This window comes from Nonomuraea sp. NPDC054003, from assembly GCF_055585125.1.
Genome location: NZ_JBVJKR010000007.1, coordinates 338,931 through 350,674 on the forward strand (window position 1 = coordinate 338,931; position 11,744 = coordinate 350,674).

Genomic DNA, 11,744 nt, shown 5'->3' on the forward strand with positions numbered 1-11,744 from the left:
CGGCCGGGCCGGCGGGATCACCGCCGGCCCGGCCGTTCCCACCTGGCCACCTGAGGTCGCGTCAGGCCAGGTAGGTCTCCAGCAGCCGGTTCTCGTCGAGGTCGGCGCTGTTGCCGGAGGTCACGACGTCACCGACGACCATCACGTAGGCCCGGTCCGCCACCTCCAGCGCCAGCCCGGCGTTCTGCTCCGCTACCAGCACGGCGGTGCCGGTGGCCACCACCCGCTTCAGCGCCTCCAGCACGTCCCCGACGATGCGCGGAGCGAGCCCCATCGACGGCTCGTCGATCATGAGCAGGCGCGGCTTGGCCATGAGCCCGCGCGCGATCGCCAGCATCTGCTGCTCGCCGCCGGAGAGCACGCCGCCGAGGTCGTCGAGCTTGCGCCCGAGCACCGGGAACAGGTCGATCATCTCGGCCATGCGCTCCTCGACCCCGCCGCCGGGCAGCCGGTAGCCGCCCATCAGCAGGTTGTCCCGCACGGTGAGCGTGGACAGGATGGCCCGTCCCTCGGGCACGTGGCTGACGCCGAGCCGGGCGATCCGGTGCGCGGCCGTGCGCCCCATCACGCGGCCGTCGATCTCGACGGTGCCGGCGGCGGGCCGTACCAGGCCGGAGATGGTCCGCAGCAGGGTGGTCTTGCCGGCTCCGTTCGGGCCGACGATGGCGACGGCCTCGCCGGTGCCGACCGTGAGGCTCACCCCGTGCAGCGCCTCCACCGCGCCGTAGCGGGTGACGAGGGATTCAACGACCAGCATCGGGTGCCTCCACTGCGTTACGGTCGTGGGTGCCGAGATAGGCCGTCTTGACCCGTTGGTCCTGCCACACCTCGGTGGGCCCGGCCTCGGTGAGGACGCGGCCCCAGTCGAGCACGACGACGCGGTGGCAGACCTCGGTGACGAGCCGGACGTTGTGGTCGACGAGCAGTACGGTCACGCCCTCGTCGTTGATCGAGCGGATGAGCTCGCCGATCTCGTCGGACTCGGTGCGGTTCATCCCGGCGGTGGGCTCGTCGAGCAGCAGCAGCCGGGGTTCGGTGGCCATCGCGCGGGCGATCTCGACGCGCCGCCGCATGCCGTAGGAGAGCTCGGCCACGTCGGCGTCGATCACGCCGGTGAGTCCGACGCGGTCGATGAGCCGCCGGGCCACCTCGTGCTGCTCGGCCTCCTCCCGCCTGCGGGTCCTGCCCATCTGCCAGCGGCGGCCCTTGAAGGACAGGTGACGGCCGATGAGGACGTTCTCCAGGACCGTGCTCTCCTCGAAGAGCTGCAGGTTCTGGTACGTGCGGGCGACGCCCGCGGCGGCGAGGCGGTGCGGGCGCAGGTCGGCCACGTCCGCCCCGGCGAGCCGGATGGTCCCGGTCGTCGGCTTGAGATAGCCGCTGATGAGGTTGACGACGGTCGTCTTGCCAGCGCCGTTGGGCCCGATGAGGCCGCAGATGGCGCCCTGCCGCACGGTGAACGAGACGTCGTCCACGGCCTTCATGCCGCCGAAGTGCTTGCTGACCCCGGACAGTTCCAGGAGTGCGGTCATGGGCTCGCCACCTTCTCCGCAGGTTCGTCGATCTTGGGAGACGGCGGGTTCCCACGGTCCCGCCATCGTCGTCGCAACCCCCGGTAGAGCGACCGGTCGGACAGGCCGTTCGGCGCCACCAGCAGCACCACCACGAGCAGCACGCCGTAGACGATGTCCTCCCAGTGGCCGCCGGCGACCTGCAACAGGTCGCGCAGGATCGTCAGCCCCCAGGTCAGCAGGACCGGCCCTGCCCAGTGCCCGTTGCCGCCGACGAGCACGTACGTGAACACGATCACCAGCGTGGCGAAGCCGTACTGGTCGGGGCTGATCACCATGGTCCGGTGCGCCTCCAGCGCCCCCGCGCAGCCGGCGATCGCGCCGGCGGCGGTGAAGGCCACGAACCGCACCCGGAACACGTTGATGCCCAGGCCCTCGGCGGTGCGCTCGTCCAGCCGCACCGCCTTGGCGGCCCGGCCGAAGTGGGAGCGGTGACCGAGCTCCAGCACGAGGAAGGCCACGGCCAGGGCGATGATGAGGTACTCCGTTTTCACCTCGACCGGGATGCCGGCGATGCCGTTCGGCCCGTTGGTGAAGTCGCTGATCCGGATCAGCACGACGATGGCCTGCGCGAGCGCGAGGCTCCCGAGCGCCATGTAGATGCCGCGCAGCCGCAGCACCGGCGGCGCGAACAGCGCGCCGATCGCCCCCGCGAGCAGCGTCGCGGCGAGGAGCCCGACGGCGAACGGCAGCTCGGTCTTGGTGGAGACGAGGGCGGCCGTGTAGCCGCCGACGGCGGCGAATCCCATCGGGGCCAGCGACATGATGCCGACCCGGAACGTGACGTGCACGCTCACCACGAGCAGGGTGAGGATGAGCGCGGTGTCCAGCCGGAAGAGCTGGAGCGGTTCGAGCCAGTCAAACACGTGCGGCCTCCTTCTTGCCGAAGAACCCGGACGGCCGCGCGACCAGCACCGCGAGGATGGTCGCGAACGCGATGATCTCCCGGAACACGCTGGACACGTACGAGGTCGCGTACACCTCGATGACGCCGAGCACCAGGCCGCCGACGATCGCGCCCTTCACCGAGCCCATGCCGCCGAGGATGATCACCGCGAAGGCGACCAGCAGGAGGCCGTCACCCGATGAGTAGGACACCTGAGCCGCCGACGCCGCCACGAAGATGCCGGCCACGGCGGCGAGGCCGCCGGCGACGAAGAAGCAGATCGAGAAGACGAGCTGGCTGTTCACGCCGAGCAGTTCGGCGGTCTCCCGGTTGTGGGCGACCGCCCGCACCGCCCGCCCCGACTTGGTGCGGTTCAGCCAGAAGGCGAGGCCGGCCATCGCCACGATCGCGATCGCCAGCATGACGACCTGGAGCCGCGGCACGTTCTGCCCCGCCACCTCGAAGGCCCCCACCGGGAAGCCCTGCCGGGGGAACGCCTCGGTCTGCGCGTCGGTGTAGGTGCGCAGGATCGTGGTGAGCACGAGCGAGACGCCGATCGTCGCGACGACGAAGGAGAACTCGGGCGCCTTGCGGGCCCGGAGCGGGGCGAGGACGGCCAGGTCGAGGAGCACCGACAGCACGCCGGCCGCCACCATGCCCACCAGGATGGCGAGCGGCACCGGCACTCCCAGGTGCAGGGCCGCCAGGGCGGCGAAGCTGCCCCAGGTCAGGATCTGCGCATGCGCGAAATTCAGGATGCCGAGGACACCCCACACCAAGGTGACGCCTACGCCCAGCAGGGCGTAGGTACTTCCCAAGGCCAAGCCGTTAATGGTCTGCTGCACACCATCCTCCGCTCCCTCTCACAGCCTTGGGGGACCAGGCTGACTTCGGTGTGACGAGATAGGTGCCCAGCGTTCCGTCAGCTCGTTAACGCCACCGTTACGTCCCGATACGGGCGTTAACCACGGCCGGATCCGAGCTCCGGGAACTCCATGAGGTTCAGCATGGTCCCGTCCGGGTCGCGGATCGTGAGCACGTGGCGGTGCCGGCCCGGCATGGGGGTGAGCGTGACCGGCCCGGCCACCACGGGCACGTCGTGCTCGCGGATCCGGGCGAGGGTGGCCGTCATGTCGCGGACGCGCAGGCCCAGCCGGGCCAGGCCGGGCTGCTTGGCCGTACGGGGGACGGGCTCGCCGCGCTCGTCGGCGAAGCACAGCAGGTCGAGGTAGGTCGCGGCGTCGTCGTCGCTCCAGGTCAGCAGCGCGGCCTTGCAGCGCACCGAGCCCGTGACGTCGAGGATCGCCTGGAAGTCCGCGGCGGCGTCGAACTCGAAGACCTGCCCGATCAGGCGGGCGCCGAGCACGCGGGTGTAGAAGTCGAACGACCGGTCGAAGTCCGCGCAGACCACGTTGGCGTGGACGAGGTGGGTGATGCCCAGGGTCATGGTGGAGGTCCTCTCTCCGTGCGAGTGACGACGCCGCCCCGGCACGCTGGTGGCGTGCCGGGGCGGCGGCTTCTCTGAAGGGACGGGTTATTTGCAGGCGGCGGCCGTCTGCGGGTCGAAGAGCGTGATCTTGCTGTCCACGATCTGCAGCTTGGTGCCCTTGACGCTGGCGGTGCGGTTGTCGGTGAAGCCGATCTTGCCGAACGGCGTGTCGATGTCGCTCAGCCCGGCGAGCGTGTCCCGGACGGTCTTCTTGTCCGTGGTGCCCGCCTCCTTGAATGCGTGCGCCATCGACCAGAGCGACGCGTAGCCGGCCGCCTCGAACACGGTGGCGGAGCGCTTCTCGCCGTGCTGCTTCCAGTAGTCGAGGAAGTGCGCGTTGTTCCCCTCGGTGCTCTGGCCGTTCCAGGCGGTCACGTACACGAAGCACTGCATGGCCTGGCCCGCCTGCTCCATGGTGGCGTCGCTCACGTCCGGCGCCATGAACACCGGGCCGTCGTAGCCGATCTCGTCGAGCTGCAGGTAGATCGTGCTCATCATGCCGGGCAGGGGCATGGTCACCAGCACGTCAGGGTTCGCCTGCTTGAGCTTGGTGAGCTGGGCCCGCACGTCGGTGTCGGTGCCGACGAAGGTCTCCTCGCCGACGGTGGTGATGCCCGCGGCCTCCAGCGTCTCCTTGCGCTTGCCGATGACGATCTTGGCCGCCTCGGAGTCGCTCTGGTACAGGTACGCCGCGGTCTTGAGCCCGGTGAACGTCTCGGCGAACTCCTTGTCGGCGGGCGGCATCACGTTCGCCATGTCCGGATAGAGACGGAACATGTAGTCGCCGACCTCGGTGACGCCGGCCGCGGAGAGCCCGACCGCCATCGTCGGGATGCCGTTCTGCTGGAGCTGCGGCCCCGCGGCGAGGAACGACGGGGTGAGGGTGAAGCCCACGACCGCGTCGACCTTGTCCGCCGCGAGCTTGAGCACTGCCTGCACGGCCTCCTGCTTGTCCGCCTTGGTGTCGATCTCCACGAGCTCGATCTTCGAGCCGCCGAGGAAGCCGGTGTCGTTGATCTCCTTGGCGGCGAGCCGCACGCCGTCGCGCTCGCTGGTCCCCACGCCCGCGATGCCGGCCGCACCGCTCAGGTCGAGCGGGACGCCGATCTTGATGGTGGAGGGCAGCCCGGCCGCCTGCGCGGTGTCGCCGCCCTCGTCACCGCCGGAGCCGCAGGCCGCCGCCAGCAGTGCCGCACAGAGGATTATCCCGAGTTTGCTCTTTCGCATATCAACCTTCCGGGGGGTCGACGACTCCGGCGGAGTCACCAGCATGTGACGGCGATGCGTCAGGGGGACCTGATCCTGCGGAGACCTCGTTAACGGGTCCGTTACGCTCGGTCGCCGCAGGGCGGGTTCACAGGCCGAGCAGGTTCTCGGCCGGTCGGTTCGCGGTCGCCAGGATCTCCGCGGCGCGGGCGAGGGTCTCGTCGTCCAGGTCGGCGGACAACCCGCTGAGGCCGTCCGCCACCTCCGCCGCGTCGCGGCAGCCGAACAGCGCGACATCGGAGTACGGCTGGCGCACCGTCAGGGCCAGGACGAACGCGGCGAGCGAGAGCCCCAGCGGGTCGGCGAGCGCGCGCAGCCGCCGGGCGATCGCCAGATTGGCGGCGAACGCGTCACCGGCGAAGAACACGTTGCCCGACGTGCCGGAACGCCCCTCGCGGCGGCTGCGGCCCCGCCAGTCGTCGGGGTCGAACTCGTGGTCGTCGGTGAAGTCCTCCGACAGCAGGCCGTGCACGTACGAGCCATAGGTGATGCGCAGGCCGCCGCGCTCGCCCGAGGCGGCGAGCTCGTTCAGGTAACGGTGGTCGAGCAGGCTGAAGCTGTACTCGACGGCGGTCGGGATGCCGGTGGCCAGCGCCCGCCTGGCCGCCTCGGCGCCGAAGTTGCAGAAGCCGACGTCGCGGGCGAGCCCCTCCTCCTTGAGGCGCAGCAGGTTCTCCATCTGCTGCTCGGGGGTGAGGGCCGGATCGAACTGGTGCAGCAGGTAGACGTCGACGTGGTCGGTGCGCAGCCGGGTCAGCGACTCCTCCATGAACCGGCGCAGCGCGTCGTAGGAGGAGTCGCAGACCAGGGTCAGCAGGTTCGTCGGGTCGGTGTAGCGCACGCCGCCCTTGGTGCACAGCCGCACCTCGTCGCGCCGGCCCTGGAGGATCTCGCCGACGATCGCCTCCGACCGGCCCGAGCCGTAGAAGTGCGCCGTGTCGTAGAAGCGCACCCCCGCCTGGTAGGAGGCCTCGACCGCGCCCCGGGCCGCGTCCTCGTCCACCTGTCCGTACCCTTGCGCGATCATGGTGCCGCTGCCGAATCCGACACGGCCGATCAGCGGGTTTCCATCCGGCATGACAACGTCTCCTCGATCCGCGGAGGTCATTTCGCTTCTGCGGACGCGCGCACGACGGCGTTCCCCGTCATCACCACCGCGTCCTGCCCGTCGGTCACGGTCAGCGCGACCGCGGCCGTCCCGTCGCCGTGCACCGACTCCACCCGGGCGCGGGCGGTGAGCGTCGCCCCCGGGAACACCTGGGCGCGGAACCGCGCCTCGTACCGCAGCAGCGACTCGGGCCCGAACCAGTCGGTCAGCACCCGGCCCGCCATGCCCATCGTGAGCATCCCGTGCGCGAACACCGACGGGTAACCGGCGGCCTCCACCGCGAACCGCTCGTCGGTGTGCACCGGGTTGAAGTCGCCCGAAGCTCCCGCGTACTGGACTATCCGTGTCCTCGTCAGATCGCGGACGAGCACCAGCTCCCTGGTGTCGCCCGCCGTCACGGCCGTCATCCGCCCGCCCCCACCGTGGTGGAGGTGGTCACCGTCACCATCGTCGCGGTGACGACCGGCTCGCCCTCCTGGTCGCGGTACTCCGTGATCTTCTCGGTGAAGGTGAGCGCGCCGCCCCGCCGTCCCTCCTTCCGCCAGGTCCTGCCCGGACGGTCCACCGCGCTGAGCACGTCGCCCTCGCGCACCGGCCGGTGGTACTCGTACCGCTGCTCGGCGTGGAGGCCGAGACCCGCGCCGTCGGCGGGGGGCGCTCCGGAGGGCGTCGCGCCCGAGCCCAGCCAGGGCTCGTCAGGCTTCGGCCGGACGGCGCTGTCCGGGTCGTAGTGGTCGGCCGCCCAGACGAACGTGGGCGGGGCGATCGCCGGAGTGCCGGTGATCGCGCCGTGGTAGGCCGGGTGGGGATCCCCGACGGCCCGCGCGAACATCATGATGTGGCCCCCCTCGACCGGGAACCGCTCGACTGCCATGCTCGTGCCTCCTGGTTGTCGGCCGTGACTCTCCCGCCTCGCCGTTCGCCCCGGGGTTACGAGCCCGGTTCGTAACGTCGCAGGTAACGGCGCGCCCGGCACGCTGGCGGCCCTCTGTCCGCGACGGCGACGCCCTCGCCGAGGAGGTCCACGTGCCCGCCGCCCCACGCCCGCGCATCGGGCTCAACCTGCCGCTGAGCTTCGCCGGCGCCGCCCCCGCCGCCATCGCCGCCTGGTTCGGCGGCGTCGAGGCCACGTCCGTCGACGCGCTGTGGACCCTCGACCAGCTCGCCGGGCGCATGCCCACTCCTGAGCCGATCGCGCTGCTGGGCTTCGCCGCCGCGCACACGACCCGCGTCCGGCTCGGCATCGCCGTCCTCGTCGCCCCCGGCCGGGGCCCGATCGCGGCGGCCAAGCAGCTCGCCTCGCTCGACCGCCTCACCGGCGGCCGGCTCGTGGTCGGCGTCGGCAGCGGTGACCGCCGCCTGTTCCCCGCGCTCCGGCTGGGCGACTGGGAGGACCGGCCGGGCGCGGTCCTGGACGAGTTCCTGACGGCGGTGCACCGCCTGTGGACCGGGACCGGCGTCACCCACGACGGCCCCATCTGGCCCTTCGCCGACGTCACGGTGACCCCGCGCCCGGTCGCGCCGCCCCCGCTGTGGGTCGGCGGCGGTTCGGTCCCGGCGCTGCGCCGGGCGCTGCGCCTCGGGTCCGGCTGGGTGGCGGCAGGTCGGCAGCCCACCGCCCGCTTCGCGGAGCTGGCCGTCCGCCTGGACGAGGTCGCCGAGCAGGAAGGCCGAGCCCGCGACTCCTTCAGCGTCGCCAAGCGCGTGTACCTGCTGGTCGAGCCCGACCGGGCCCGCGCCCACCGGACGATCGACGCCTGGTTCGGCGCCTTCTACGGCACCCCCGACCACGGCCGCGAGGCCACTGTCCACGGCGACGTGGCGACCTGCGCGGAACAACTCGCCGAGCTGGCCGGCCTCGGCGTCACCGACCTGATCCTGCACCCGCTGGACGAGTCGCCGCGGCACCAGGCCGCCGTGCTCGGCGGGCTCCTGCCCGCGATCACGGCGGCCTCGACCGGCTAACCGGCTGGCCGGCGCGCCGCCGAACGGGCGAAGTCCCAGCTCGCCCAGCGGTCGGCATGCACGACGATGCCGACCCGCGCGCCCGACAGCGCCATCTCCCGGTAGTCCGGCCGGCCCGGCTCCGGGAAGTTGCGCGAGACGATCGCCTCACCGATGCGCAGCATCCCCTCGTCGTCCTCGACGAGCTCCGCACGGCCGGTCACCGACAGGCCCTTCAGGCTGCCGTAATCCTCTCCCGAATCCACCAGGCACGCCACGCGCGGGTCGTTGCGCAGGTTGCGCGCCTTCACCGACGTACGCTGCGTCCACATCACGATCTCGCCGTCGAGCACCCCGAACCACATCGTGGCCAGATGCGGCGCCCCGTCCGGATCCAGCGTCGCGAGCTGCAGACTCTTACGCGACAGCAGGTAGTCCAGCCGTTCACCCGGCTCGATCGGCAGCGGCCTGTCACCCATGGCGGGCTCCTTTCTCCCGCGCCCACTACAGCCGCCAGGGCATACCCCGGGGCGGCGGCGCACGGCGTAACGCGGGAGGTAATGGGGGACCGCGTTACGTGTCAGCGGTGAGCCCCGAATCCATGAGCCCCATGTTGATCAGCCCCGCTCTGACCCGGACGGGAGCCCTGCCACGATGATCGTCCCGGCCGACAACGAGATCCGGCTCGACCTTCCGGACGGTCCGCGGGTCGACACCGAGATCGTGCACTTCTACAGCGACGGCCTGCGGCTGAACGGCGTCCTGGTCACGCCCCGGGAGCGGGCGGGGGCCATGCCCGCCCTCATCGCCAGCCACGGCTGGAGCGGCGCGGTCAACTTCCGCGTCCTGCCGCTCGCCGGCCGCCTCGCGCGGCGCGGCTACGCCGTGCTCGCCCTCGACCATCGCGGCTTCGGCCGCAGCGAAGGCGCCCGGCTGCGCTGCGACCCGTACGAGCAGGTCCGCGACGTCTCCAACGCCGCCACCTACCTGGCGGGCCGGCCGGAGATCGACGGCTCGGCGCTGGGCGTGATCGGCGCCAGCTTCGGAGGGGCCATCGCGGTCGCCGCCGCGGCCGCCGACGAACGCCTCCGCGCCTGCGTCGCCCTCGTCCCGCTCGCCGACGGCCGCCGCTGGCTACGCGACCTGCACGCGGGCCCGCATGGCGGCCCGCACGGCGACCTGAACGGCGGCCCGCACGGCGGCCCGCACGGCCCGGGATCCTGGCCCGCCTTCCTGGACCGGGTCGCCCGGGACGAGGCGGAACGGGTGCGCACCGGCCTCGGCGAGCGGGTGCCGCTCGGCACGCTCATGCCGCTGCCGCCGAGCCCGGCCGCCGACGCCGAGGCCGCGCTCATCGCCACCGCCTATCCCGAGGGCTACCCGCTGGAGAACGCCCGGCTCGCCCTCGGCTTCTCTCCCGAGCAGCTGGTCTCCGCGATCGCCCCCCGCGCCCTGTGCCTGATCACCCCCGGCGACGACACGGTCATCCCGGCCGAGCACTCCCTCGCCCTGCACGCCCGCTCCGGCGAGCCCAAGGCGCTGCACCTGCTGCCGCACGGCGGTCACGGCGGCCCCATGGGCGAACTGGTCGACACCACCGCCGACCTGGCCGGCGCGTTCCTCGCCGAGCACCTGCCGCCCGGGGCGGCGTCATGACCGACCCCCTCGACGGCCGGGTGGCTGTGGTCACCGGCGGCGGCTCCGGCATCGGCCGCGCCACCGTCGAACGCTTCGTGGCCGACGGCGCGCGCGTGGTGCTCGCCGATTACGCGGACTCCGCGGCCGGAGCGGCCGCCGAGATCGACCCCTCCGGTGCGCGGGTGGTCTTCCAGCGCACCGACGTCCGCCACGCCGGCCAGGTGGACCGCGCGTTCCAGGTCGCGATGGACCGCTTCGGCCGCTGCGACATCGCGGTGAACAACGCCGGCGTGATCGCCGGCGGATCCCTCCACGAGGACGACGCCGACGACGAGTTCGACCAGGTCTGGCGCGTCTGCGTCGCCGGCGTCTGGCACGGCTGCCGGTCCGCCGTGGCCCGCATGCGCCCCAACGGCGGCGGCGTCATCCTCAACACCGCGTCGACGGCCGCGCTCTGGCCCACCCCGGCCTTCCCCGCGTACGGCCTGGCCAAGGCCGCGGTCGTCCACCTGACCCGCTCACTCGCCGCCGCGTACGGCCGCGACGGCATCCGCGTCAACGCCGTCCTGCCCGGCCCCACCCGCACCGGCATCTTCGCCGCCGCGACCGGCGGCCTTGACATGGCGGACCTGGCGGACCTGGAACAGCGGTACACCGCGACGATGTCGCTCGGCCGCATGATCGAGCCGGAAGAGACCGCGTCCGCCTTCGCCTACCTCGCCTCCGACGCGGCGCGGTCGGTCACCGGCGCCGCCCTGCAGATCGACGGCGGTTTCCGGCCCGGCGGCTGACGCCCGGCCACCCCAGCATCCCGCGTTCCCCCGCCTCACCCATCAGGAGACCCGCAATGACCTATCTGGTCACCGGCGCCACCGGATTCATCGGCTCGTACGTCGTCGACCGGCTGCTGCGCGACGGCCACCCGGTGATCGCGCTCGACCGCCGCCCCGACTGGGCCCGCGAGCCGGCCGCCCCCGACCCGTCCGCTCTCACCTTCGTCGAAGGCGACGTCACCGACTTCTCCCTCGTCGCCGACCTGGTGAGCACCCACCGCGTGGACCGGATCATCCACCTGGCCGCCGAACTCCACGACCGCTCCGCCAGCCAGCGCGGCCAGTGCATCCAGTCCAACGTCGTCGGCACCTACAACGTCCTGGAAGCCGCCCGCCTGCTAGGCGTGTCACGCACCGTCCTGGCGAGCAGCGCGGCCCTCTTCAGCCCGGCACACCACGACCCCGCCCGCCCCATCGCCGAGGACGCCCGCATCCACGGGGGCGACGTGTACGAAGGCAGCAAGATCTTCGGCGAGACCATGGGCGAGTACTACCTGCGCGCCCTCGGCGTCACGAACACCTCCATCCGCATCGGCCTCGCGTACGGCGCCGCCTGCCTCATCGGCACCGCCCGCCGGCTCATCGACGAACTGGTCACCAAGCCGCTCGCCGGCGAGCCGGGCAGGCCCGCCTACCACGGCGGCTCGATGATGAACATGGTCTACATCCATGACACCGCCGACGCGTTCGTCCGCGCGAGCGAGGGCCCGGTCCCGTCGAGCCACGTCTACCACGTACGCGGCGACTACCGCAGCATCGGCGACATGGTGGAGGTCGCACGCAAGCTCATCCCCGGCGCCACCATCGAACCCGGCGACGCCGACCACCGCTGGCCCATGAACTTCGACGACTCCCTCTTCCGCCGGGAGTACGGCTACACGACCCGCTGGTCCCTGGAGGACGCGCTCGCCGACATCGTCAAGGAGAAGCGCTCCGAGACCGCCTGACCACGAGACGAACCCCGCGTCGCCCGAACGGCGGCGCGGGGTTCGTTGTCGAGGATCAGGCC

14 protein-coding genes are annotated in these 11,744 nt (G+C 72.1%); 4 read left to right on the forward strand and 10 right to left on the reverse strand.

Annotation, left to right across the window (positions count from 1 at the left end; genetic code table 11):
- Nucleotides 1-61: 61 nt before the first annotated feature.
- From ACZ6YG_RS20865 to ACZ6YG_RS20905, 9 genes are all read right to left on the reverse strand, one after another.
- Nucleotides 62-757 (reverse strand): ABC transporter ATP-binding protein, encoded by a 696-nt coding sequence (locus ACZ6YG_RS20865; RefSeq protein ID WP_148030942.1) that lies wholly within the window; start codon nt 755-757, stop codon nt 62-64.
- Entirely contained in the window at nt 744-1,532 is a 789-nt protein-coding gene (locus ACZ6YG_RS20870) for an ABC transporter ATP-binding protein (RefSeq protein WP_148030943.1), read from the reverse strand. Before ACZ6YG_RS20870 ends, ACZ6YG_RS20865 begins: the two co-directional genes overlap by 14 nt.
- Complete coding sequence (locus ACZ6YG_RS20875) at nt 1,529-2,437, reverse strand: branched-chain amino acid ABC transporter permease (RefSeq protein ID WP_219547143.1); 909 nt, start codon at nt 2,435-2,437, stop codon at nt 1,529-1,531. The genes ACZ6YG_RS20870 and ACZ6YG_RS20875 overlap by 4 nt, the downstream gene beginning before the upstream one ends.
- A complete protein-coding gene (locus ACZ6YG_RS20880) occupies nt 2,430-3,281 on the reverse strand; it encodes a branched-chain amino acid ABC transporter permease (RefSeq protein WP_271280497.1) in 852 nt (283 codons plus the stop codon). The genes ACZ6YG_RS20875 and ACZ6YG_RS20880 overlap by 8 nt, the downstream gene beginning before the upstream one ends.
- 137 nt (nt 3,282-3,418) lie before the next feature.
- Nucleotides 3,419-3,904, reverse strand: coding sequence for a VOC family protein (locus tag ACZ6YG_RS20885; RefSeq protein ID WP_271280498.1), 486 nt, complete (start codon nt 3,902-3,904; stop codon nt 3,419-3,421).
- Nucleotides 3,905-3,991: 87 nt separating this feature from the next.
- On the reverse strand, nt 3,992-5,173 hold the full coding sequence (locus tag ACZ6YG_RS20890) for an ABC transporter substrate-binding protein (protein WP_148030947.1): 1,182 nt from the start codon (nt 5,171-5,173) through the stop codon (nt 3,992-3,994).
- Between the two features lie 127 nt (nt 5,174-5,300).
- The gene (locus ACZ6YG_RS20895; RefSeq protein WP_466018936.1) at nt 5,301-6,290 is read right to left on the reverse strand and encodes an aldo/keto reductase; all 990 of its coding nucleotides are present in this window, start codon (nt 6,288-6,290) and stop codon (nt 5,301-5,303) included.
- Between the two features lie 26 nt (nt 6,291-6,316).
- Entirely contained in the window at nt 6,317-6,727 is a 411-nt protein-coding gene (locus ACZ6YG_RS20900) for a MaoC/PaaZ C-terminal domain-containing protein (RefSeq protein WP_219548170.1), read from the reverse strand.
- Nucleotides 6,724-7,194 (reverse strand): FAS1-like dehydratase domain-containing protein, encoded by a 471-nt coding sequence (locus ACZ6YG_RS20905; protein ID WP_271279677.1) that lies wholly within the window; start codon nt 7,192-7,194, stop codon nt 6,724-6,726. The genes ACZ6YG_RS20900 and ACZ6YG_RS20905 overlap by 4 nt, the downstream gene beginning before the upstream one ends.
- Nucleotides 7,195-7,346: 152 nt before the next feature.
- On the opposite strand from ACZ6YG_RS20905, the gene ACZ6YG_RS20910 reads away from it, so the two are divergent.
- Entirely contained in the window at nt 7,347-8,285 is a 939-nt protein-coding gene (locus ACZ6YG_RS20910) for an LLM class flavin-dependent oxidoreductase (protein WP_466018937.1), read from the forward strand.
- Here the strand turns inward: ACZ6YG_RS20910 and ACZ6YG_RS20915 are convergent.
- The gene (locus ACZ6YG_RS20915) at nt 8,282-8,743 is read right to left on the reverse strand and encodes a pyridoxamine 5'-phosphate oxidase family protein (protein ID WP_466018938.1); all 462 of its coding nucleotides are present in this window, start codon (nt 8,741-8,743) and stop codon (nt 8,282-8,284) included. The two genes, ACZ6YG_RS20910 and ACZ6YG_RS20915, sit on opposite strands and share 4 nt — an antisense overlap.
- Before the next feature lie 175 nt (nt 8,744-8,918).
- Here ACZ6YG_RS20915 and ACZ6YG_RS20920 point away from each other — a divergent pair, with 175 nt between their 5' ends.
- The 3 genes from ACZ6YG_RS20920 to ACZ6YG_RS20930 are packed head-to-tail and all read left to right on the forward strand — an operon-like array spanning nt 8,919 to nt 11,682.
- Complete coding sequence (locus tag ACZ6YG_RS20920) at nt 8,919-9,920, forward strand: alpha/beta hydrolase (protein WP_466018939.1); 1,002 nt, start codon at nt 8,919-8,921, stop codon at nt 9,918-9,920.
- Nucleotides 9,917-10,693, forward strand: coding sequence for an SDR family NAD(P)-dependent oxidoreductase (locus ACZ6YG_RS20925; RefSeq protein ID WP_466018940.1), 777 nt, complete (start codon nt 9,917-9,919; stop codon nt 10,691-10,693). Before ACZ6YG_RS20920 ends, ACZ6YG_RS20925 begins: the two co-directional genes overlap by 4 nt.
- 56 nt (nt 10,694-10,749) lie before the next feature.
- Nucleotides 10,750-11,682, forward strand: coding sequence for an NAD-dependent epimerase/dehydratase family protein (locus ACZ6YG_RS20930; protein ID WP_466018941.1), 933 nt, complete (start codon nt 10,750-10,752; stop codon nt 11,680-11,682).
- The last annotated feature ends 62 nt before the right edge of the window (nt 11,683-11,744 follow it).